This window comes from Rhodoblastus sp. (genome assembly GCF_019449565.1).
Classification (GTDB): Bacteria; Pseudomonadota; Alphaproteobacteria; order Rhizobiales; family Beijerinckiaceae; genus Rhodoblastus.
This window is the reverse complement of the sequence record NZ_JAGRPM010000006.1, coordinates 110,480-131,710: the sequence shown is the minus strand read 5'-3', so window position 1 is coordinate 131,710 and position 21,231 is coordinate 110,480. Positions and strand designations below refer to the sequence as shown.

20 protein-coding genes are annotated in these 21,231 nt (G+C 62.9%); 8 read left to right on the top strand and 12 right to left on the bottom strand.

Annotation, left to right across the window (positions count from 1 at the left end):
• The first annotated feature begins 141 nt into the window (after positions 1-141).
• A complete protein-coding gene (locus tag QZ409_RS01080) occupies positions 142-612 on the top strand; it encodes an SRPBCC domain-containing protein (protein WP_296706197.1) in 471 nt (156 codons plus the stop codon).
• 32 nt (positions 613-644) lie between these two features.
• On the opposite strand, the gene QZ409_RS01075 is transcribed toward QZ409_RS01080, so the two are convergent.
• Positions 645-1,592, bottom strand: coding sequence for an aldo/keto reductase (locus tag QZ409_RS01075; protein ID WP_296706196.1), 948 nt, complete (start codon positions 1,590-1,592; stop codon positions 645-647).
• Between the two features lie 18 nt (positions 1,593-1,610).
• The gene (gene mtnC / locus QZ409_RS01070; RefSeq protein WP_296706195.1) at positions 1,611-2,681 is read right to left on the bottom strand and encodes an acireductone synthase; all 1,071 of its coding nucleotides are present in this window, start codon (positions 2,679-2,681) and stop codon (positions 1,611-1,613) included.
• A gap of 332 nt (positions 2,682-3,013) precedes the next feature.
• On the opposite strand from mtnC, the gene QZ409_RS01065 reads away from it, so the two are divergent.
• Positions 3,014-3,619: a class I SAM-dependent methyltransferase gene (locus tag QZ409_RS01065; protein ID WP_296706194.1), complete on the top strand. Its 606-nt coding sequence runs from the start codon at positions 3,014-3,016 to the stop codon at positions 3,617-3,619.
• 15 nt (positions 3,620-3,634) lie between these two features.
• Here the strand turns inward: QZ409_RS01065 and QZ409_RS01060 are convergent, their stop codons facing one another.
• From QZ409_RS01060 to QZ409_RS01050, 3 genes are all read right to left on the bottom strand, one after another.
• On the bottom strand, positions 3,635-5,665 hold the full coding sequence (locus tag QZ409_RS01060) for a thioredoxin domain-containing protein (RefSeq protein WP_296706193.1): 2,031 nt from the start codon (positions 5,663-5,665) through the stop codon (positions 3,635-3,637).
• Between the two features lie 55 nt (positions 5,666-5,720).
• The gene (locus tag QZ409_RS01055) at positions 5,721-6,326 is read right to left on the bottom strand and encodes a hypothetical protein (protein ID WP_296706192.1); all 606 of its coding nucleotides are present in this window, start codon (positions 6,324-6,326) and stop codon (positions 5,721-5,723) included.
• Between the two features lie 155 nt (positions 6,327-6,481).
• On the bottom strand, positions 6,482-6,985 hold the full coding sequence (locus QZ409_RS01050; protein ID WP_296706191.1) for a GNAT family N-acetyltransferase: 504 nt from the start codon (positions 6,983-6,985) through the stop codon (positions 6,482-6,484).
• 209 nt (positions 6,986-7,194) lie between these two features.
• On the opposite strand from QZ409_RS01050, the gene QZ409_RS01045 reads away from it, so the two are divergent.
• Positions 7,195-8,499 (top strand): MFS transporter, encoded by a 1,305-nt coding sequence (locus QZ409_RS01045; protein WP_296706190.1) that lies wholly within the window; start codon positions 7,195-7,197, stop codon positions 8,497-8,499.
• Positions 8,500-8,543: 44 nt separating this feature from the next.
• Here the strand turns inward: QZ409_RS01045 and QZ409_RS01040 are convergent, their stop codons facing one another.
• From QZ409_RS01040 to QZ409_RS01030, 3 genes are all read right to left on the bottom strand, one after another.
• The gene (locus QZ409_RS01040) at positions 8,544-9,686 is read right to left on the bottom strand and encodes a PHB depolymerase family esterase (protein WP_296706189.1); all 1,143 of its coding nucleotides are present in this window, start codon (positions 9,684-9,686) and stop codon (positions 8,544-8,546) included.
• Positions 9,687-9,757: 71 nt separating this feature from the next.
• Complete coding sequence (locus QZ409_RS01035; protein ID WP_296706188.1) at positions 9,758-10,177, bottom strand: CopG family transcriptional regulator; 420 nt, start codon at positions 10,175-10,177, stop codon at positions 9,758-9,760.
• A 103-nt stretch (positions 10,178-10,280) separates the two neighbouring features.
• Positions 10,281-10,724, bottom strand: coding sequence for a helix-turn-helix domain-containing protein (locus QZ409_RS01030; protein WP_296706187.1), 444 nt, complete (start codon positions 10,722-10,724; stop codon positions 10,281-10,283).
• Positions 10,725-10,848: 124 nt separating this feature from the next.
• On the opposite strand from QZ409_RS01030, the gene QZ409_RS01025 reads away from it, so the two are divergent.
• The 4 genes from QZ409_RS01025 to QZ409_RS01010 are packed head-to-tail and all read left to right on the top strand — an operon-like array spanning position 10,849 to position 13,871.
• Positions 10,849-11,346 (top strand): MaoC family dehydratase, encoded by a 498-nt coding sequence (locus QZ409_RS01025; protein WP_296706186.1) that lies wholly within the window; start codon positions 10,849-10,851, stop codon positions 11,344-11,346.
• Entirely contained in the window at positions 11,343-12,284 is a 942-nt protein-coding gene (gene panE / locus QZ409_RS01020; RefSeq protein ID WP_296706185.1) for a 2-dehydropantoate 2-reductase, read from the top strand. The genes QZ409_RS01025 and panE overlap by 4 nt, the downstream gene beginning before the upstream one ends.
• Positions 12,285-12,334: 50 nt before the next feature.
• A complete protein-coding gene (locus tag QZ409_RS01015; protein ID WP_296706184.1) occupies positions 12,335-13,123 on the top strand; it encodes an SDR family oxidoreductase in 789 nt (262 codons plus the stop codon).
• Between the two features lie 46 nt (positions 13,124-13,169).
• Positions 13,170-13,871, top strand: a complete 702-nt coding sequence (locus tag QZ409_RS01010; protein ID WP_296706183.1) for an SDR family NAD(P)-dependent oxidoreductase — start codon at positions 13,170-13,172, stop codon at positions 13,869-13,871.
• A 127-nt stretch (positions 13,872-13,998) separates the two neighbouring features.
• Here QZ409_RS01010 and QZ409_RS01005 read toward each other — a convergent pair whose 3' ends face one another.
• The 4 genes from QZ409_RS01005 to QZ409_RS00990 all read right to left on the bottom strand — a co-directional run bounded on the left by QZ409_RS01005 (position 13,999) and on the right by QZ409_RS00990 (position 18,928).
• The gene (locus QZ409_RS01005; RefSeq protein ID WP_296706182.1) at positions 13,999-14,883 is read right to left on the bottom strand and encodes a transporter; all 885 of its coding nucleotides are present in this window, start codon (positions 14,881-14,883) and stop codon (positions 13,999-14,001) included.
• A gap of 23 nt (positions 14,884-14,906) precedes the next feature.
• Entirely contained in the window at positions 14,907-15,263 is a 357-nt protein-coding gene (locus QZ409_RS01000) for a cytochrome c (protein ID WP_296706181.1), read from the bottom strand.
• 62 nt (positions 15,264-15,325) lie between these two features.
• Positions 15,326-17,020 carry a PQQ-binding-like beta-propeller repeat protein gene (locus tag QZ409_RS00995; RefSeq protein ID WP_296706180.1) on the bottom strand — a complete coding sequence of 565 codons (1,695 nt, stop codon included), beginning with the start codon at positions 17,018-17,020 and terminating at the stop codon, positions 15,326-15,328.
• Positions 17,021-17,122: 102 nt separating this feature from the next.
• Positions 17,123-18,928: an NAD(P)/FAD-dependent oxidoreductase gene (locus QZ409_RS00990; RefSeq protein WP_296706179.1), complete on the bottom strand. Its 1,806-nt coding sequence runs from the start codon at positions 18,926-18,928 to the stop codon at positions 17,123-17,125.
• Positions 18,929-19,229: 301 nt separating this feature from the next.
• Between QZ409_RS00990 and QZ409_RS00985 the strand changes: the two genes are divergently transcribed.
• Positions 19,230-21,140 carry a sigma-54-dependent Fis family transcriptional regulator gene (locus QZ409_RS00985; protein WP_296706178.1) on the top strand — a complete coding sequence of 637 codons (1,911 nt, stop codon included), beginning with the start codon at positions 19,230-19,232 and terminating at the stop codon, positions 21,138-21,140.
• Positions 21,141-21,231 lie beyond the last annotated feature (91 nt).

Genomic DNA, 21,231 nt, shown 5'->3' with positions numbered 1-21,231 from the left:
GCGTTGATGTTCGCAACCCGACTCTGACCACAGAAATCGTCGATGACCACCGCAAGCCGCTCGCTCGCTACGGCGCTATGATAAGCGCGCTTCGCAAGCGGCTTGCTCCTACTCAGCTACACCACTCGGCGGGACGCGACCATGCTTGACGTTTCAAACACACGTAGCCTCACGACCGAAAAAGACATCGAACATCCGATCGAGGCTGTCTGGCGCGCCATAACCGATTCCGAATCGCTCTCGGTTTGGTTCTTTCCAAACGACATAGATCCCGTGGTGGGCCATAAGTTCACAATCTGGAGCCGCCCGATCGAGCGTTGGGATGGCGAGTTCAAATGTGTGGTTCTCGCTGTCGAACCCAACAGCATGTTGCGTTTCAGATGGACGGGCGGTCACGCCGAGCTCAAGGGTTTTGGCCGACACATGGACACGACGGTTACTTGGACGCTCTCGCCGCTGCCGGATGGCGGCACGCATTTTGTCTATGTCCAGGAAGGAATCGAGGCCGGCCCCGAGGCGGACGCGATCTATGACATCCTGCGCAAAGGCTCGGAAAGCGTGTTGAAATCACTCGTGAAAAGGCTGCCGCAACTAATCGAGCACGGCGGCTGAAACCCCAAGGCGGGACAATTTGCTTCGCCCACTCAGGCGCTTATGAGATCGAGCCGCATCAATGTTCGGGCGTCGAGCGAAATTTCCGTCGCGCCGCAAATTTCATCGAGTTGAGCGAGGCTCGTGACGCTGACGATTGGCGCCGTTACGCCGGGCCGGGCCAGCAGCCAGGCGAGGGCGATCTGCGCCGGCGTGGCGCCGCACCGAACAGCGGCGGCGTCGAGTTCGCGCAAGATGTCGAGGCTGCGATCGTCCAGCATTCGCGCGACCACCGCGCCCCGCGCGGCGCCGACCGTATCGGCCATGGAGCGATATTTCCCCGTGAGCAATCCGGCTTCGAGCCCGCGAAAGGGAATGACGCCTATTTCCTCTTGCTGGCAGAGCTGCTGCAGACCGCCCTCGTAAAAGCCGCGTGTCACGAGATTATAATGCGGCTGCAGGCAGCTATAGAGCGGAAGCCCATGGCCGCGGGCGGTCGCCAGTGCTTCGGCGAGGCGCGGCGCCGAATAATTCGAGGCGCCGATCGACCGGACTTTCCCGCTTTGAAGGAGGCTTGCGAAAGCTTCGAGCGTCTCCTCGAAGGAGGTCGCGGTGTCGTCGAAATGCGCCTGATAGAGATCGATGCGGTCGGTCCCAAGCCTGCGGAGCGATTCCTCGGCGGAGCGGATGATATGGGCTTTAGAAAGCCCCTTGCCGACGTTTTTCATGTCGCCGCCGACCTTGGTCGCGATCAGGACCTGCTCGCGCTTGCCGGTCGTTCTCAACCAATTCCCGATGATCGTCTCGGATTCCCCGCCGCAATGGCCGGGCGCCCAATTTGAATAGGTATCGGCGGTGTCGATCATCGCAAAGCCGCGCTCGACAAATGCGTCGAGAATGGCGTGGGAGACGGCTTCGCTCGCAGTCCAGCCGAAGACATGACAGCCCAGCACCAGGGGCGCGCAGCGGAGGCCGGATTGGCCGAGTTGGCGATGTCGCATGTTAAATCCACGGAGACTTTAAAGGGCCATCGGAGTCTCGGGGGCGACAAGGACCTCCATGCCGTCGAACGCATCGTCGAACTTGATCTGGCAGGCGAGGCGCGAGCCGATCCTGCGATGGCTGGCCGCCGCAAGCATGCGCGTTTCTCCAGCCCCGGCGGAGGGCGCTTCAACGCCTTGAGGCAAGGTGACGTAGACATGGCATGTCGCGCAGGCGCAACTGCCGCCGCATTGCGCGATCAACTCTTCGACTCCGGCGCGCCGGATCAATTTCATCAAGGAGACGCCCGTCTTGCCTGTGATTTCCTGACGCGTTCCGCTTCTGGTTTCAAGAATGAAACTGGCCGTCTTGCCGACGGCTGGGAGGTCATCCGCGATCTTGTCTTTTGGCGGCGGCTCCGCAGAGCATTCCAGGACCAATGAAGCAAAATCCGGGTGAACCGGATGTCCACTGTCGGCGCCGTCCTCGCGCGCGATAAATACCGTCGCAAGGCCCGCCGACCGGGCGGCATCCAATTCCTCCTCATCGCCCGACAGAACGAGCACCGATGCCGGAGGCAAGGCTAGGCGTTCGCAAATCTCACGGTAGGAGGCCGGTTCGGTTTTCTGGCCGGCCGATGTGTCGAAGAACGCTTCGCACAGACTCGCGAGGTCGCCCGAGGCGCCGTGGCTCAGCAGGAGTTGCTGCGCCAATCGCGAATAGGATGAATAGATGAAGAGACGAAGCCCGGCGGAGGCCCATGACTTCAGCGCCGCCGCCACGTCCGGATAAAGCTCGGCCTTGATCGCGCCAGCTTCATAGCTCTCCCGCAAGATCATGCCCTGTAGCGTCTTCAGCGGGGTCATCTTGCGGTTCTGCTTCAACCACCGCAACAACACCAATTCGGCCTGTCCGGGCTGCAAGTCATAGCCCCCGAGGAGACGTCCGGTTTCCTCCAAAGCCTCCTCCACATCCGGATCCTCGGCATGTTCCGCGACAAAGGCTCCAAGCCGCGTCTGCGTGAGAGGGGTCAGCGTCTCGGTTGCGAAAGCCATGGGAAGGGCCACGCCATCGAGTTCGATGAGGACGGCGCGCATAGGTTCAATCATCGCGCCGGATCCATGGGGAAACGGTTGGGGGCGCCACTCTGGCCCGAAATCGACGCCTTGCGGCGCGAAGCGGCGCAGCCATCCGCGCCCACATCAAAGCCGAACTTAGGCGCGTCGAACTGCGAACAGCTGATGGAGAATTGTTTCAATCGCGCCGCCTTCCGCCTATGCTTTTCCGGGTCCCGACAATTCTATGGCGAGATGCATCATCCGTGCCGTCTGCCACTGATCGCGCCAAGCCGGCGTCTTTCGGGCTTGGACCGATCTTTGCGGCATCGGCCTCGGCGAATCGATTGTTCGGAGGCGTGAGAATGGGTTCAGGCGGGGATGATTTGGAAACTGTCGTCGGCGTCACGCTCGACCATTACAATCGGCGCGCCGATGCTTTCTGGGAGGGCACGCGCGGGCACGACGTCATGCAAAACATTGCGGCTCTGCTCCGTCACATTCGTGGCGCGGCTCCTTTCACGTTGCTCGATTTCGGTTGCGGGCCGGGACGTGATTTGAAGGTTTTCGCTGAGCTGGGGCATGTCGCGATTGGCCTCGACGGTGCGGAGCGCTTCGCCGAAATGGCGCGTATCCATAGCGGTTGCGAGGTGTGGCGGCAGGATTTTCTCGCACTTGATTTGCCTCAAGGGCATTTCGACGGAATTTTCGCCAATGCGTCGTTGTTTCATGTGCCGAGCCGCGAATTGCCGCGCGTCCTGCGCCAGCTTCACGATGCGCTGAAACCCGAGGGCGTGCTGTTCAGTTCAATCCCGCACGGAGCCAATCAGGAAGGCTGGAGCGACGGACGCTATGGCGTCTTTCATGCGCCCGAAAGCTGGCGCGCTTTCGGATTGGCGGCGGGCTTCGTCGAAATCGAACATTATTACCGGCCGAGCGGAGCGCCGCCGGGCGCGCAGCCCTGGCTGGCCAGCGTCTGGCGGCGAGGATAGAAAACTTGATGAAATTCACGCTTCGCGCAGCGCCGCAGCGAGCGCTTCCGGCTCGACGATGGGCAGTGAACAGACCATGCCCCGGCAGACATAGACCGTGGCGTGGCCATGGAGCGCGGTTTTACCGAAAGCTGGATGCGTGGAAGGAAGCGGGGCCCCGGGCGCGATCAAATTGACAGTGCGACCGGGTCGGCTGACGTGGTAGATCACGCGCTTCAGCGCCGCCGTATCGGCGCCGTCCGCCTGACCAATCACGACGATCTGCATGGAGTCTCGCAGCATCTCCATGCCGTTCAGCAGGGACGAAAAGCCAAGAAGGCGTTGGCGAACCGTCCCCGAAAAGGCATTGACGATTCCTTCCGCGCGTTCCCGATAGAAGCTCTCGCCGGTCAGATGATAGAGCTGCGCCAGCGCTTGCAACATCATGCCATTGCCGGAGGGGGCCGCTGAATCCTCGGCGATTTTGGCGCGCGCGATCAGCGTTTCGGCGTCGTCGGCGGTGAAAAAATAGCCGCCATTTCGATCTCGATAATGACCTTCGACATGCTCGGCCCAAGCCCTCGTGCATTCGAGAAAAGACGGCGCCCCGGTTGCTTCATGGAGCGCCAGAGCCGCCCTGCACATCGCGGCATAATCATCGAGGACAGCCGGATGACGCGCGCGTCCCCCTCGCCAGGAATGAAGCAGACGGCCATCCGTCGTCGTCATCGCGCCTCTCACGAAATCGAAGGCCTCGACCGCGATTTCGAGCCAGTCCCTGCGTTCAAACACGCAAGCCGCCTTTGCGATGGCGGCGATCGTCAATCCATTCCAATCCGCCAGAACCTTGTCGTCGCACTCGGGCCTGACGCGGCTTTCGCGCAGCGAGAACAGGATCGCGCGGTCTCGCGCCAATGCCGCCTCGGCGTTTTCGTCCAGCAATTCGATCGACCCGAGGCGATTGAGGATGGACTTGCCATGTTCCCAATTGCCCTCGCGGCTGACGCCATAGGCGTGCGCGAAAAGTGGCGCGCGCGGACCCAGCGCGTCGTTGATTTCGGCCTCGCTCCAAACATAGAACCTGCCTTCCTCGCCTTCGCTGTCGGCGTCGAGACTGCTGGCGAATCCGCCGCCTGGCGCGCGCATCTCGCGCGCCAGCCACTGGATCGTCTCGGCCACGCGCAAGCTATAAAGTTCGCGGCGCTCATCTTGCCAGACTTCGGTCAGCAACTCGATCAGCTGCGCGTTGTCGTAGAGCATTTTCTCGAAATGCGGCGCGAGCCAGTGATTGTCGGTGGAGTAGCGCGCAAAGCCGCCGCCCAAATGGTCGTAGACGCCGCCCTGCGCAATATGATCGAGCGTCAAAACGACGCCCTGCCGCAACGAATCGCCTCCTGTTCGCTTCCAGGTCCTCCAGAGAAAATCGAGGCTCGGCGTCTGCGGGAATTTTGGCGCAACGCCGAAGCCGCCGTCGACACGGTCGAGTCTTTGTTCCAGCTGCTCGCAAATGGTTGAGACGAGTTCGGGCGAGATCGGTTCGCCTGGAGCCGTCTCCGACAGGCTCGCCAGCCCCGCGCCGAGTTGCTTGACATTATGGTCGATCGAATTGTCTCGCTTGCGCCAAAGCTCGGCGATGGTTTGCAGCACCTCGGCGAAACCGGGTCTTCCGCCTTGCCTGACGGGTGGAAAATAAGTGCCGCCCCAGAAAGGCTGGCCGTCTGGCGTGAGGAACATCGTCAATGGCCAGCCGCCGCGCCGGCCCAACATCATCGTCAAGGCTTGTTGATACAAATAGTCGATGTCCGGCCGCTCTTCCCGGTCCACCTTCACATTGACGAAATATTTGTTCATTAGCGCCGCGATTTCGGCGTTCTCGAAAGATTCATGCGCCATGACGTGGCACCAGTGGCATGCGGCGTAGCCCACCGAGAGCAGCACGGGTCGTCCCAATCGCTTGGCGAGTGCGAGCGTCTCTGTGGACCAGGCCTGCCAGCGCACTGGATTATGCCGGTGCTGAAGCAAATAAGGGCTGGTCTCTTCACCAAGCCTGTTACTTTCCACCGTCATGGAGCCCTCCTGCGGTGCGGCGACGGTCTCGTGGCGCCGTCCAGCTTGTCGCGGATCAGTCCTCGATCCGGGTCTGGATCGTCCAGATGTTGTAGGGCGGGGCGTCAGGAACATTGGCGTAGGAGGTCGGCCCGAATTGCGCGGCGCCTTCCTGCGTCAATGTAAGACGCGGCGTCTTGCCGATATCGCCGCCGAAAACCTGAATTGCGATCGAGACGCGATCTGAATGCAGATTGACAAGTTGCGCGGCGCCGCGCGCCGACGAGGTCAAGATGGCGCCGCGGTCGAGCTTTTGCTCCTTGCCGCCGGGCAAAATTCTGCTTTCCGCATCGACATCGAAGCTGCGACGCGAAAAAGCGCCGCGCAGGACGCCGGAAACTTGCCAGAAGGGTTCGACGCCGACCGCCGCCGCCTGACCAGGCGCCAGAACCGTGCTGACGATGGTAAAGCGCTCCATGGCGTCGGCATAGAGCTGAAATTGTTGTCCGCAGGCGGGGTCGGCGATGGAAAAGGCGGGCGGGAGCCAATTGTCCATGGCGATAAGCCGCGTCATGAGATCGCGACCAATCAAAAGAATTTCCCGCTCGCTTTCCGCAAGTTCAACCATGGACTGAATGTCCCAGATGAATCTTTTCAACGCTTCCGGCGGGAGATGGGTCACGAAAGTCTCCGATAAAAATGCGCGGAAATATCGCCGACCGCGCGGTTGTCCCGAGAAAGAAGCAAAAACCGCGCCCGCAGCGGGCCGGAGGAGGGGGCGCGGCACGGCGAGATGCCGCGCTGTGTCGCGAGGCCTGGTCTGTTCCGGGAACGCTCTCAGACCGGCGCGGTCATATATTGCGCGCTCGGGCCGTAAGTACTGAGCTTGTCCGATAGGGCTGGATCCTGAACGGTTGAAAATCCGAAACGGCCCCACAACAGATAGGTTCGATAGACAGACACGAGCGCGAGCCAATGCAGATCGATTGATGCCGCCACTCGTCGCAAATCTTCGATCAATCGAGGCGACGCGGAATGGCCTCGACCCTCCGGGAGCAGGGCGGCGTCATGCAGGTACAGGCATTCCGGCGTCTTGGGCAGTTCATTGAGAAAGCCATCCAGCGGAGGAATGTCGCCGAGCATCCATGGATGGGCAATCGCATAGCCAAGCATGGCTTTGTCGCTTTCGAAAATGAAGCAGCCTCGCGGAAAGAGGCGGAATTTTTCCGCGAGCACGTCCGGCCTCTCTGGCAGCAATGCGTGAACCTTGCCGGCGATCCGGCTGACCGTTTCAAGATCGGCGGCCGCCATTGGCCGCCACGAGAATGCAATGTTGGTCATGTTCGACGGCGCCGTGCTCGCTGAAGAAGGCTTTGAAAAGCAGCTTCTAACGCAGAATTTTGATCCGAGGGGCGTTTTTCGCCGTGACGGCGTCTCGCGATGCGCCTCGCGTTCTCCGAGGTTGTTCTGGTCGCGTTGCGCCATGGCTGACGGTTCGCTCACGGCGGTGTAGCCTTCCTGGGCCTCGACCAGTGGCGAAGGAATTGCGAATGACGACCGTTCCCGAAAAGGACTCCCTCCTCGCCCATCTGTCGGCGGACCGGCGCTATCTGGCGATGCTGGGCCTCGGCTTCAGCGCGGGCATGCCCTATCTGCTGGTCTATCCGACGCAGGCGGCCTGGCTGTCGGACGCCCAGGTTCCAATCCAGACCATCGGGCTGATGAGCGAACTCACCATCGCCTATAAGCTCAAATTCATCTGGGCGCCGTTCCTCGACAAATATGACGCGCCGGTTTTCAGCGCGCTGCTCGGGCGTCGGCGCGGGTGGATCGTTCTCTCGCAGATCGCCGTGATGTTGTCGCTGATGGGCGTCGCCTTCGGCGATCCGGCCCATTTCCTCGGCTATACCGTGGCTTTTTCGCTGGCGCTTGGGGTCGCCGGGGCGACGCAGGACGTCACCATCGACGGCTGGCGCATCACGTCCGTTCCCGTGGCCAAGCAGTCCGTCATGACTGCCATCAGCGAGATGGGATATCGTTTCGGCAATCTCGCCGCCGGCGCCGGCGCCTTGCTGCTCGCAGACAGATATGGCTGGCCTGCCGCCTATTTCTTCATGGCGAGCCTGATGCTGGTCGGCGCGGTCTCGGCCTTCATCGCGCCGGAGCCCGATTCCGATTTTACGGTCAGCCACAAGCATCCCGGTTTTGTCGCCACGGTCATCGCGCCAATCAAGGAAATGATCACGCGGCTCGGGCCGCTGGCGCTGCCGATCTTCCTGATGATCGCGGGTTTCCGCTTGCCTGGCTATATTTCGAGCGCAATGGCCATGCCGCTGTTCAAGAGCCTGCATTATTCGGATACTGAGATTGCGACGGTCACCAAATTATTCGGCTTCTGGATCGCGCTCGCCGCCACATTCTTCAGCGCCTATATCATTCGCAGGATCGGCCTGATGCCAAGCCTGCTCGTCGGCACGGTGGCGGGATCGGCCGCGCATCTGAGCCTCGCCTGGCTCGCCACCCAAAGCGGCGGCGATTTCTGGGGCTTCGCCCTCGCGGTCAGCATCGAAGGTTTCGCCTATGCCTTCGCGCAAGTGGTGCTCATCAACTACATGTCGTCGCTCACGGCAACTGAGCTTGCGGCGAGCCAATTTGCCCTGCTCACGTCGCTCTGCGCCTTTCCCGGAAGCCTTCTCGCGGGCTCGTCGGGCTTTGTCATCGCGCATACCGGTTTCACGATGTTTTTCGTGGCGACTTCGCTGATCGGAATCCCGGTCGCGCTACTGTGCTGGTATGTCGTGCGTCTGCACCCCGTTGTGACGCCGGATCCCGAACGGCATGGATCGGCCGGCTAACCAAAAAGGAGCCGGGGCGGCGGTCGCCTGCGGCTCCGGCGTGATCACCTGATGCGGTGATGGGCGAAAAAGCGCATCATTTCCCGGCTGGCGTCGGGGCCATGCGGATCGGTGTAGGACCCCGCGGCGCTGCCGCCGGACCAGGCGTGACCGGAGCCATGGAGAACCCAATGCTCCGCCATCGGCCGTCCGCCTGCGTCGACGTGGACGGTCTGCGTGTATTTGCGCCCGTTGGGAGAGACGCCGCCGGTGACTTTCGGATCAAGCTTCGCCCCGGCTTTCGCCTGCGTGATCACTTCGTGGCCATTGACCGGATGGACCGTGGTGTCGCTGTCGCCATGGAACACGATGGCCGGGACAGCGCTTGCTCGTGATGTCGCGGCTGGCGACCCGCCGTTCTTCATCGCCGTGAAGGCCGAGGGCATGTCGCGGGCGGCGCCGCAGGCCAGTCCGGAATGAACGCCGATTGCGGCATAGAGGTCAGGATAGGCTGAACCCATGATCGCCGCCGCCGCGCCCCCGGCGGACAGGCCGGCGATATAGACCCGCCCCTGTGCGACCGGAAATTCTTCCATGATCTGGCGGGTGATCCCCGCGATCAGCGAGGGCTCGCCGCGATCGCGCTGCTGATCCCCGGATTTGAACCAGTTCCAGCATTTTCCGGCATTGGCCGACTGGGGTTGCGCCGGATAGGCGACGAGGAAAGTCTGCTCCTCGGCCAGATGATTCATCCGCGTGCCGGCGGCAAAATCGTCGGGCGACTGGGCGCAGCCATGCAGCATCACCACAAGCGGCAGGGGTTGGCCGTTAAAGCCGCTCGGGACGTAAAGCTTGTAAGCGCGAACGCCGGCGGCATTGGCGAAGCTGCGCTGTTCGAACCGCGAACCATCCGCTTTACGCGCCGGCGCGGGGTCCGAGGCTTGCGCGAAAGCCTCGTCGAGCGGGGGCGTCGGACGAAGCCGTCCGAGGCGTTCGACAAGTCCGCCCAGCGTCTCGCGAAGGGAAATCCGAGGCAAGCTCGCGCCCCCAAAAGTCCGGGACGGAGCGCTCGACTCAAACTCCGGCTCAATATTCGATTGCGGAGCGCTTGAGAACGCGCCGCGCAAGGCGGTCATAGCCTCTTCGAGCCGGCCCTCTCTCGTAAGTCGAAGGGCGGCAAGCATGTCGATCTTCGTTGGAGCATTCATGATCTAAATTCCTCGGTCAGCGGGAACTGCGGCGCGGGAAGGCGCGGGTCTTTGAATATGAGAAGGGGAGGCTAGGCGACGCGTCCGGACAGCGCCGCTTTTACCGCCGGACTGGCTTGCAAGGCGCCAAGGACGTGAATGGAGGCGATGGTTTCCGCCGCGAGCTCAGGCGGGACGTCGTTGGCGATCACCGCCAGCCCGAGGACCTGGATATGAAGCTTCTCTCCGCGCGCGCGGGCGGCCTCAAGGTCCTCGCGGCTGTATCGTCGCAAGCCGAGGTCGAGCTTGTGCCGGGTGACCGATTGCTTGACAGCCTCCTGATGGCGATCAAGCTGATTACGGATCGCGGTGCGGATAAAATCGGTGCGGTTGGAAAAAAAGCCTTCCTCCACCAGCAGGTCGATATGGCCGAGATCGACATAGCCCAGATTGATCGTGATCTTCTCGCTGTCGGGCGTTCGCGGGCGAAGCTCCTGAATATTCCCAGTCATTGCGACCATCCTTATACCATCCATATGGATGGAGATAGGATGGATTTACGCGGCGTCAAGAGGCGAGCGTCCATAAGGCAGGCCTCGCACGAAAATGAGCGCCCTAAGACCGGCGACCCCGCGCCGCTTCGCCTGGATTGCGGACAAGTTTGAAAATCGCGTCGCTCATGGGGCGGCCGCTGACCGCATCGACCAGGATTGGATCGGCTTCCAGCCCCGTCTCTCGGTTGACCAGCGTCACCGCGCGCCCCTCCGGCGTGAAATTTCGGTTGCCCCAGGCGAGCAGCGCGATCACGACCGGTCGAAAGTCGCGTCCGCAATCGGTGAGCACATATTCATGGCGCGCGGGACGCTCTTGATAGAGGCGGCGCTCCAGCAGGCCGGCGTCCACCAGCGCGCGCAACCGCCGCGTCAGCATATTGGGCGCGATGTCGAGGCTGCGCTGCAACTCGTCAAACCGTTTCAGCCCGTTCAAAGCGTCTCGCAGGATGAGAATGCTCCACCATTCGCCGACGCGCTCAAGGCTGCGGGCGATTGGACATTGCATTTCTCCAAAGGGCTTTCGCTTCATTTGAAATCTGTCCGGACTTGCGGGACGGGCATCCGTCGCTCTAGTTTGGGGCGTTACTAGCATCATGCAAGTTACGAAGCTTATCAGACTGAGGTTGGCCATGTCCACGACGCTCGCGCATCCATCACCCGCCTTTCTGGAAGACCTGTCTGTCGGACAGCGCTTCGTCAGCGCGTCCTGCGAGCTGACTGCCGAGGACATCAAGGCCTTCGCCCGGCAATATGATCCGCAGCCGTTTCATACCGACGAAGCGACGGCAGAGGAGACGTTCTTCGGTGGACTGGCCGCGAGTGGGTGGCATGTCGCGGCGGTCACCATGCGGCTTCTCGTCGGCGAAGGCGCCTTTATCGCCAATGGGATCATCGGGGCGGGCGGCGAGATCGCCTGGCCGAGGCCGACCCGGCCCGGCGATATTCTGACCGTCGAAAGCGAAGTGGTCGAGATCAACCCGTCGCGTTCGCGGCCGGATCGCGGCATGGTCACGGTGCGCAGCGAAACGCGCAACCAGCGCGGCGAAATCGTGCAGATCCTGACCGCGAAACTGGTCGCGCCGCGTCGCGTCGCGGCGCCTCCGCTGAACATCGAGGGCGCGGCATGAGGACCCTTGTGATTGGAGCCGGAGCAGTCGGCGGCTATTTCGGCGGCAGGCTGGCGCAGGCCGGGCGCGACGTCACTTTTCTGGTGCGTCCCCGCCGCGCCTCCGAATTGCGGCAAAACGGGCTGACGATCCTGAGTCCCCTGGGCGACTGGCGCCTGGCCGCGCCGCAGCTGGCGACGGCGGAAGATCTCGGCGGGACCTACGACCTCATTCTGCTGAGCTGCAAGGCCTATGATCTCGAAAGCGCGATGGAGTCCTTCACAGCCGCCGTTGGGCCAGAGACCGCCATCCTGCCGCTGCTCAATGGCATGAAGCATATCGACGCCCTGTCGGCGAGCTTTGGCGCCGAAAAAGTGCTCGGCGGCCTGTGCATGATCTCCGCGACGCTCAGCAGCGGCGGCGTCATCTCGCACCTCAACACGATGCATGGCCTGACCTTCGGCGATCTCGGGGGCGTCCATTCGCCGCGCGTTGCGGCGGTGGCGAAGCTGTTCGAGGGCGTCGGCTTCGATGGGCGGGAAAGCGCGTCGGTCCGGCAAGAGATGTGGGAAAAATGGATTTTCATCGCCGCTCTGGCGGGCGTCACTTGCTTGATGCGCGCTTCGATCGGCGACATTGCCGCCGCTGGCGCCAGCGATCTGGCCGCAGGCCTGTTCGACGAATGCGCCTCCATCGCCGGAGCCAACGGCTTTCCGCCGAGCCAGGGCCATATCGAGCGGACGCGAGAGACCCTGACGCAGGCGGGTTCGCCGATCACCGCCTCGATGCTGCGCGACATCGAAGTCGGTGGCCGAATTGAGGCCGACCAGATTCTAGGCGACCTGCTGCATCGCGCCAATGGCAAGGCGGCCGAGCGCTTGCTGCTGCGCATCGCCTACGCCCATGCCAAAGCCTATGAGGCGCGTCGCTTGCGCGAGGCTCCGATCCCACCGGCGTGAACTCGGCGCCCTCCCGTTCTCTGTCTCGTTTTTAAAAAGTGGAGCGTAAAATGACCAAGCAAGCTCTGAAGACGGTGCTGGTCACCGGCGCGTCGTCGGGAATCGGCGCGGCTTACGCCGACAGGTTCGCCCGCCGCGGCCATGATCTGGTTCTGGTCGCGCGAAACGGCGACCGCATGCGGGAGGCGGCGGCAAAGCTGCGCGCGGAAACCGGCGTAGCGATCGACGTCCTGCCGGCGGATCTTACAGTCGCCGCCGAACTCGAACAGATCGAGGCGCGCCTGAGGGACGATCCGCGCATCGGCGTCCTTATCAACAACGCCGGGGCCGTCTTGCCAGGCGGCTTTCTCGACGCCGACAACGCCGCGCAGGATTGGCTGATCCGCCTCAATGTCACCGCGCCGACCCGTCTCGCTCGCGCGGTCGCCCCGCGTTTCGTGGCAGAGGGCGCCGGCGCGATTGTCAATATCGCCTCGGTTCTGGCTTTGGCGCCCGAAATCATGCCGGGCATCTATGCTGCGACGAAGAGCTATATGCTGACGCTTTCACAATCGCTGCAAACGGAACTCGGACCGCGCGGCCTCTATGTTCAGGCCGTATTGCCGGCAACGACGCGCACTGAAATCTGGAAGCGTTCCGGGCGCTCGGCCGAGGCCATCGCGGGCATGATGGACGTTTGGGAACTTGTCGATGCCGCGCTGGTCGGGTTTGATCGGGGTGAGGCCGTGACGATTCCGCCGCTGCCCGAAATCGCGCAATGGAACGAATTCGCAACAGCGCGGATGGCGATGCTGCCGAATTTTCGACAGGAACATCCCGCCGCACGCTACCGGCGATAAGGCCGCGCCGAACGAGGCCCATACCGTACACAACGAGGCAAAGAGCATGAGCGATTTTCCCTATCGCGTGGCGCTGATCGTCGGCGCCGGACCCGGCGTCAGCGCCTCCGTCGCCCGCAAGCTCGCGGCGCTCGGCGTCAAGGTGGCGCTGGCCGCGCGCAATACCGGCAAGCTCGACGCCCTGTGCGCCGAAACGGGGGCGGTGGCCTTTGGCGCGGACTCCTCGGATGCGCAATCGGTCGCGGCCTTGTTCGACGCGGTCGAGGCGCGCCTCGGCGCGCCCGACGTCGTGATCTTCAACGCTGGCGCCCGCCTGCGCGGCGCCATCACGGAGCTTGATCCGGACATGGTCGAGAAAGCCATCGCCATCGGCGCTTTCGGCGGCTTTCTGGTCGCCCAGCAGGCGGCGAGGCGGATGGTTCCGCGCGGCGGCGGGGCGATCCTGTTCACCGGCGCGACGGCGAGCGTGAAGGGCTTTCCGCTTTCAGCCGCTTTCGCGATGAGTAAATTCGCCTTGCGCGGCCTCGCCCAGAGCGCGGCCCGCGAACTCGGGCCGAAAGGCGTCCATGTCGCCCATTTCGTCATCGACGGCGCGGTGCGCGGTCCCGGGCGCGACGACCTTCCCGGCAGGCCCGACAGCTTTCTCGATCCCGACGCCATCGCGCAGGCCTATGTCGACGTGCTGCTCCAGCCGCGCAGCGCCTGGTCGTTCGAGGTCGAGTTGCGGCCCTGGGTCGAGACGTTTTAGGGCCGGGAAGCCTCAATGAAGAAATCCCGGCCTGAGGCCGGGATTTCACGATGCGGTGCGCGACGACTGGGGAGGGGGAGGAGGCAGTCGCAGGCCGCCGCATCAACCTGCCGGCAGAGTAGCGAACTCACCAGACATAGGCGAATTTCAGATAGCCGGCGTTGGTCAAGCCCGTGTTGTAGCCTTCCACGCCACGCGAATAGCGCAATGTGAGCGACGCCACATCGGAGAAATGCGCCATGACGCCCGCGCCCAGAGCCGTCTCCTGGTTGGCCAGCCCGGCGACGCCTCCGCCATTGGCAAAATTGGCGGAGCCGGTCGTCTGCCAATCGAAGGCCACAAAGGGCTCCCACAATTTGGTCGCCTTCCAACTGAGACGCAAATTTGCGTGGAGCGTGGTGCCCTCGTCGATGCGGGCCACACCCGGTGCGCTCTGAATCGACCGGAACACCGCGCCGGCGTTACCCGTGAAGCCCAACAAGGGCGTTTCCCAATCGAAGAAGATGGATGAATAATTCGCCCAATAATGATTGCTGACCTGGGTCTCGCCGATCGGAAGCTGGACGAAGCTCTGCAAGCCCAATGTGGTGTCCTTGGTAGGCTTGATCCAGACCGCCGGGCCGGTCAGCGGGTCGCCGATGCCTTTGACAGCGGAGCCGGCGCCCGTGATCATCACCTCCGGCACAATCACTTCATAGGCGAAGCCGACGTTCGGTATGCTGTCGAAGGTCCAGAAGCGGACATATTTGGACAGGCCCACGAACAGGTTCGTGTTGACGTTCGTGTTGTAGAGTCCGCCGGAAGGGGTCCAGACCTTGTTCGTGCTGTTGAATTCGCCATATTGGACGAAGACGTTGAACGGGTCTTTGAAATTGACGGGTAGGTTATATTCCTGCGGCCCGATCACCGCGAAGGTGATGTCGGACGCCCGCGCCTGCGGAACCGCCGCCAGCGGAATCGTCAAAGCCGCGCCGAGCGCCATATGGCGGATTTTGCTAAGCGAATTTTCCATTTTGCCTCCCCTTGGTGTTGGTTTCAGGTTTTCTGCTTGCTGAGAAATTCGAGATAGGCGACGAGCTCCCAGATCTCTTCGGGCGTGAATGCGCCGCCCCATCGGGGCATGACGTCGCCCGAGCCCTTGCGCCCGTTGGTGATGGTGCGGAAAGCGTAGTCAGGGTCGAAATCGTCGCCGCGTCCCTTGAAGGAAGGGGCGTTGCCGCCCATGCCTTCGAAGCCGTGGCAATAGCCGGCGCAGGAGCCGTTGAAGCGCAGCCGGCCGGTTTCGATCCGATGCGGATCGGACAGGTCGAACGGCGGCTTGTCCTCCGCGCGCGCGACGCCCGAAAGCGCCGCGAGGCAGAGAACGACTGGCAGGATTGTCTTGCGAAGCATATTTCGCCCTCGGATCGAAGGGCGACGGCCAGGCCGCCGCCCCGGGTTCTGGTTCAATCGCTTCAGTTGACGGCGAAGACTACGAGAGCGGCGCCGGCGGGCAGTTCCTTCACCTTGGGGAAGGCGCTGGCCATGAAGCCGACGGCGTGCGAGCCGAGGCCGGTCGGCACCGCGATATATTGCTTGCCCTTGATCGAATAGCTGATCGGCCCGCCGCGCAGTCCGGACCCGGCGAAGAACTGCCAGAGCTTCTTCCCGCTTTCGGCGTCATAGGCGTAGATATTGCCTTCGACGTCGCCGTTGAACACGAGGCCGCCAGCCGTCGCCAGGACGCTGGACAGGGCGGGGATGTCGTAATCCACACTCCATTTCGCCGCGCCGGTGACTGGATCGCGCGCGACGAGACGGCCGAGCGCCTTGCCGCTCGGCGGCGCGACGGTCTTCAGTTCTGCCACGCCGAGCGACAGCGCGTTCACGGTTTTCAGCGCGTTCGGATCGTCGCGGCGCGAGACCACCTCGTTACAGGCCTCCATCGTGTTGGTGTACCAGAGTCCGGTCTTGGGGCTGTAGGCGCCGTGGTTCCAGCTGCGGGCGCCGAGCAGCCACGGACAAAGCAGAACGCGCTCGTTGGGCTTAGGCTCGTTGCGTCCGACCAGTTCGCCGGTCTTGGGGTCGATCGTCGCCACCGAATTGACGTTCTCGGCCAGCTTCCAGACGTTCTTGAGATCGCCATTGTCCTTGTTCATGACAAAGACGAAGCCGTTCTTGTTGAGGTGAACGAGCGATTTCTCGCCGCTCTTGTTCTCGCCGGTCTTGGGGAGAAGCAACGCCTCATAGGCGGCGTCGTAATCCCAAACGTCATGCGGCACTTCCTGCCGGTGCCATTTCAGCTGGCCCGTCTTGGGATCGAGCGCGAGCAAGGTCGCGGTATATTTGTTGTCGCCCTCGCGGTCGGCGCCAAAGAAATCCGGTGCGGCGTTGGACGTGCCGATATAGATCGTGTCGGACGTCTCGTCATAGGTGCCCGGCAGCCAGGCGCCGCCGCCGCCGACATTGCCCGAATCGCCCGCCCAGCTCTTCGGGTCGTCCTTGATCGTGTCGAAGGTCCAGGCCGGTTCGCCGGTGTCGGCATTGACCGCGTAGATCTTGCCGCGCTGGGGCTGGTCGCCGCCGGTGGTGCCGCCGAACAGAACGTCGCCCGCAAGCTGTGGCGGCGAGGAGAACAGCGCGCCATATTGCTTCTTCTGATCGGTCAGTTGGCGCGACCAGACTTCCTTGCCGGTCTTCTGGTCGAGCGCAATGAAGCGGCCGTCGAGCGTGCCGAGGAAGACCTTGCCGCGCCCGACGGTGACGCCGCGGCTGGCGGCGACATAGAACACGTCGTTGGAGACGGAAGCGAGCTTAGGCTTGTACTGCCAGAGCATCTTGCCGGTCGCGCCGTCGAGCGCATAAACGTGATTATAGGCCCCGATGTAATAGAGCACGCCATCGATCTCGATGGGCGTCGCCTGCAGTCCGTGCGTGATGTCGCCCGGCTGGTGGATCCACTGGACCTTGAGGGTCTTGACATTATCGCGGTTGACCTGATCCAGCGGGCTGTAACGCCAGGCCGCGCCGCTGCGGTGATATTGCGGCCAGTCGTTGGGCGAGGCCATGCCCATCGCTTCGACCGTTTCGGCGCGCGCGGCGAAAGGCGCCGCGGTCGTGAGCAGGGCGAGGGCGAACAGGCGCAGGCGGATGTTGGACTGAAACTTCATTGAGCGCTTCCTCTGTGATTTTTTTGGTTTGGTTTAGGCACTACGGCGCCCGGCCTGCGCGATCGCTCGCGCAGGAGTGGAACGCCTTTGACTCCACGGAACTCAGGACAGGTGATGAACGGGCTGCGGTCCATAGACGGGGATCGGAAGTCCTTCCTTCCGGGCCTTCAACTGGAGCGCGAGATAGAGCGAGTAATGGCGCGACTGGTGCAGGTTGCCGCCGTGGAGCCACAGCCCTTCCTGCTGGGTCGGCTTCCACATGTTGCGAAGCTCGCCTTCCCAGGGGCCGGGGTCCTTGCTGGTGTTCGAGCCGAGGCCCCAGACCTTCCCGATACGGTCAGCGACCTCCTGCGAGATCAGATCGGCGGCCCAGCCATTCATCGAGCTGAAGCCAGTGGCGTAGACGACCAGATCGGCGGGCAGTTCCGTTCCGTCGGTCAGGATGACAGAGTTCTCGGTGAGGCGCGCGACATTGACGCCGCTCTTGAGCTTGATGCGACCGTCCGCGACCAGATCGCAGGCGCCGACGTCTATGTAATAGCCCGAGCCGCGCCGCAGATATTTCATGAACAGGCCGGAGCCGTCGTCGCCGAAATCGAGCATGAATCCGGCGTCCTCCAGCCGCTTGTAGAAATCGGCGTCGCGCTCGCGGATCCGGTCGTAAATCGGAATCTGGAACTGATGCATGATCTTGTAGGGCATGGAGGCGAAGGTCAGGTCCGCCTTCTTGGTCGTCATTCCGGACGCTACGGCGCGCTCCGAATAGAGGGCGCCAAGGCCGATCTCCATCAGCGAGTCCGATTTGACGATATGGGTGGACGAGCGCTGGACCATGGTCACGTCGGCGCCGCCTTCCCACAGCGCCGCGCAGATGTCATGCGCCGAATTATTGCCGCCGACGACCACGACTTTCTTGCCGCGATAGGCGTCCGGGCCGGGGTGCTGCGAGCTGTGCTGCTGCTCGCCCTTGAAGATGTCCATGCCTGGAAACTTGGGCAGGTTCGGCTTGCCGGACATGCCGGTGGCGAGCACGAGCTGCTTGGGCTTCAGCTCAATTTCGCGGCCCTCGCGACGAACAATGACCGTCCATTCCTTCGCGGCCTCGTCATAGGACGCTTTCACGCATTCGGTGGACGCCCAGTAATTGATCTCCATGACCTTGGCGTACATTTCAAGCCAGTCGGCGATCTTGTCCTTGGGCGTAAACACCGGCCAATTGTCCGGGAAGGGCATATAGGGCAGGTGATCGTACCAGACGGGATCATGCAGGCACAAAGACTTGTACCGCTTGCGCCATTGGTCGCCGGGGCGTGCGTATTTGTCGATGACGATGGTCGGCACGTCCAGCTGGCGCAGGCGCGCCGCCAACGCGATGCCGCCCTGTCCGCCGCCGATGATGAGGCAATAGGGCTGGCGGGAAAGGCCAAGCTCCGCTTCTTCCTGCGCGCGCTCCTCGGCCCAGGTCTTGCGGCTGGCGTCGATGCCATGCTTGGCCCCGGCCGGGCGCCGGACGCCCATCGGCTCCTCGAAACCTTTCAGCTCCTGCATTGTGGTGAGCAGGGTCCAGATGCGGCCCTCCTTGATGCGGATCTGGCCATAGCCTCGCGCCAGCGCCGTTTCGAATTCGATCCAGCCTTCGATCACATCGTCGGTTTCGCTGGCCTCCTCGCCGTCCGCGATTCGCCAGTTTTCCGGGCGCGCTTCGCCAAGCTGCGCGCGCAGCATGTCGCCGATCTGCTCCCTGCCTTCCAGCGTCTTGAGGTTCCATGTGAACGCCACGAGGTCGCGCCAATAGCAATCGGCCTGGAACAATTCGAGCGCCGCAGGGACGTCGCCCGCCGCCAGCGCTGCGCCAAGCCGGTTCAGAACATCCGTCGCAACGGCTGTCGCCGACGCCTTGTCTCGCATTTGCAAACTCCCTGTCGCCGATTGCCGGCGCATTTTTCATTTTCCGGGATTCGATTTTCGGACCGAACCTGCGGAAAGGGAGAGCAAAGGCGGCGCCAGAGTGGGAAAGCAGAAATTATATTTTAAAATCATTAAGTTAACGCGGTCGCAGCAAAGCCGGAAGCGCGGCGGCGGCGCCACATGTGTGGCGCCGGGAACGCCTCAGGTTGAAGGCTGAGCCGTTACATGCGAAATTCCCCGATTAACAAATCCAAAAAATAACATCCGCGAAAAAACAGCGGGATCCGGGAGGAACGTGGTGATGCGCGGCGCGCAATCGGCCCATATCGACGAACTCGTGCGCGCGGCGGTGGAGCGCAATTCGCGGCGCGACGCCATCATCCATGATTCATGGTTGCGCTGCGTGACCGAGCACAAGCTCGACCCGAGCGTGCTGCGCGAGGCGCGCATCGTCACGCCCGGGCAATTGCGCGAGCATCGCGACGCGATGGATGAGTTCCTGCACACGGCGCGCTTCGGCGTCGAGATGCTGTATCGGCAGGTGTCGGGCCTCGGTTATGTCCTGCTGCTGACCGACGCCAATGGCGTGACCGTGGACTTCATGGGCGATCCGACCTTCGCCAATAATTGCCGCAAGGCGGGGCTCTACCTTGGCGCCGACTGGAACGAGAGCTATGCCGGCACCTGCGCGGTCGGCACCTGCATCACGACGGGCGAGGCGCTGACCGTTCACCAGACCGATCATTTCGACGCCACCCATATTCCGCTCACCTGCACCGCCGCGCCGATTTACGATCCTTCGGGCAAAATGGCCGCCGTGCTCGATATTTCCGCCCTGCGGTCGCCCGAGCCGAAGGCGGGCCAGTTGCTCGCCATGCAATTGGTGAAATCCTTCGCGCACAAGATCGAGACGGCCAATCTCCTGAACCGTTTCCGCAACGAATGGATACTGCGCCTCGCCGTCTGCCCCGAATTCGCCGACGTCGATCCGGACGTGGTCATCGCCGTCGACAGTTCCGGCTGGATCATCGGCGTGAACAACCAGGCCCGCATCATGCTGCAGCAGGAAATGCCGGCGCCCGATCCGTCCAAGCCGCCGCGCCCGGTGTCGATTTCCGACATCTTCGAATGCAGCGTCGACGATTTTCCGTTTTACGTTCACTCGCGGCCCAGCGAACAGCGCGGGTTGCGGCTGCGTCGAAGCGGCCGCAGCCTGTTTGGACAGGCGCTCCCGCCGCCGCCGAAGAAGTCGGCGGGCGCGCCGCTTCGCGAGCGTCCGCTGCCGGCGGCGCTTGCGGCGCTGGCCGGCGACGACGACGCGATGCGCAATGTTCTTTCGCGCGCGACCAAGCTGGTCAATACGCAGATGGGGCTGTTGATCCACGGCGAAACCGGCACCGGCAAGGAACACCTGACCAAGGCGCTGCATAGCGTCAGCCCGCGCGCGGGCAAGCCCTTCATCGCCGTGAATTGCGCCGCGCTGCCTGAAGCGCTGATCGAGAGCGAATTATTCGGCCATGAAGCGGGCGCCTTCACCGGCGCCAAGGTCAAGGGCAAGAAGGGGCTGGTGCTGGAAGCCAATGGCGGCACCTTGTTCCTCGATGAGATCGGCGACATGCCGCTGGCCTCGCAGACCCGTCTGCTCCGCGTACTGGCGGAACGCGAACTGACCCCGGTCGGCGCGACGCGCCCGATCCCCGTCGATATCCGCGTCATCGCCGCGACCCATCGCGACCTCGTCGAATTGATCAAGAGCGGCAATTTCCGCGAAGACCTCTATTTCCGTCTCAGCGGCGCCGTGCTGAAGCTGCCGCCGCTGCGCGAACGGTTAGATTTCGAATGGCTGGTCGAGAAGATGCTGGCCGAGCGGCGGGCGCAATTCACGCGCGCCTTCGCGCTGTCGCCGGCGGCGCTCGCGCGGATGCGGCAATATGACTGGCCGGGCAATATTCGCGAGCTGATCAATGCGCTGGATTACGCCTGCGCGATCGCCGAAGGCGACCTGATCCAACTCGACGATCTGCCGGACCGGATCGCGTTCTGCGACGCCGACGAGCGTAAGGTCAGCGGCTCGGCGGAAGACCTTCTCGCCGAATTGCGTCGCAACCGCTGGAACGTCTCCCAGGTCGCACGGCTTCGCGGGGTCGACCGCACCACCATCCATCGGCAGATTCGCCGGCACGGCCTGATGGCGTTCAAGAATCACGGCTGAGCGCGCCGACCTGTGGCGTCCGGCGCCACAGCTGTGGCGCGGCGCCCCGCTAGGACGTCGGGCGCCATTTCAGGAAATATAATTATTTCAA

Bases quoted from the DNA above. Each gene is read 5' to 3' on its own strand.
- panE (WP_296706185.1), top strand. From the start codon at position 11,343: ATGAGGACCCTTGTGATTGGAGCCGGAGCAGTCGGCGGCTATTTCGGC.
- QZ409_RS01080 (WP_296706197.1), top strand. From the start codon at position 142: ATGCTTGACGTTTCAAACACACGTAGCCTCACGACCGAAAAAGACATC.
- QZ409_RS01000 (WP_296706181.1), bottom strand. From the start codon at position 15,263: ATGCTTCGCAAGACAATCCTGCCAGTCGTTCTCTGCCTCGCGGCGCTT.
- mtnC (WP_296706195.1), bottom strand. From the start codon at position 2,681: ATGATTGAACCTATGCGCGCCGTCCTCATCGAACTCGATGGCGTGGCC.
- QZ409_RS00985 (WP_296706178.1), top strand. From the start codon at position 19,230: ATGCGCGGCGCGCAATCGGCCCATATCGACGAACTCGTGCGCGCGGCG.
- QZ409_RS01060 (WP_296706193.1), bottom strand. From the start codon at position 5,665: ATGACGGTGGAAAGTAACAGGCTTGGTGAAGAGACCAGCCCTTATTTG.
- QZ409_RS01035 (WP_296706188.1), bottom strand. From the start codon at position 10,177: ATGACTGGGAATATTCAGGAGCTTCGCCCGCGAACGCCCGACAGCGAG.
- QZ409_RS01045 (WP_296706190.1), top strand. From the start codon at position 7,195: ATGACGACCGTTCCCGAAAAGGACTCCCTCCTCGCCCATCTGTCGGCG.
- QZ409_RS01050 (WP_296706191.1), bottom strand. From the start codon at position 6,985: ATGACCAACATTGCATTCTCGTGGCGGCCAATGGCGGCCGCCGATCTT.
- QZ409_RS01015 (WP_296706184.1), top strand. From the start codon at position 12,335: ATGACCAAGCAAGCTCTGAAGACGGTGCTGGTCACCGGCGCGTCGTCG.
- QZ409_RS01030 (WP_296706187.1), bottom strand. From the start codon at position 10,724: ATGCAATGTCCAATCGCCCGCAGCCTTGAGCGCGTCGGCGAATGGTGG.
- QZ409_RS01025 (WP_296706186.1), top strand. From the start codon at position 10,849: ATGTCCACGACGCTCGCGCATCCATCACCCGCCTTTCTGGAAGACCTG.
- QZ409_RS01075 (WP_296706196.1), bottom strand. From the start codon at position 1,592: ATGCGACATCGCCAACTCGGCCAATCCGGCCTCCGCTGCGCGCCCCTG.
- QZ409_RS00990 (WP_296706179.1), bottom strand. From the start codon at position 18,928: ATGCGAGACAAGGCGTCGGCGACAGCCGTTGCGACGGATGTTCTGAAC.
- QZ409_RS01040 (WP_296706189.1), bottom strand. From the start codon at position 9,686: ATGAATGCTCCAACGAAGATCGACATGCTTGCCGCCCTTCGACTTACG.
- QZ409_RS01010 (WP_296706183.1), top strand. From the start codon at position 13,170: ATGAGCGATTTTCCCTATCGCGTGGCGCTGATCGTCGGCGCCGGACCC.
- QZ409_RS00995 (WP_296706180.1), bottom strand. From the start codon at position 17,020: ATGAAGTTTCAGTCCAACATCCGCCTGCGCCTGTTCGCCCTCGCCCTG.
- QZ409_RS01005 (WP_296706182.1), bottom strand. From the start codon at position 14,883: ATGGAAAATTCGCTTAGCAAAATCCGCCATATGGCGCTCGGCGCGGCT.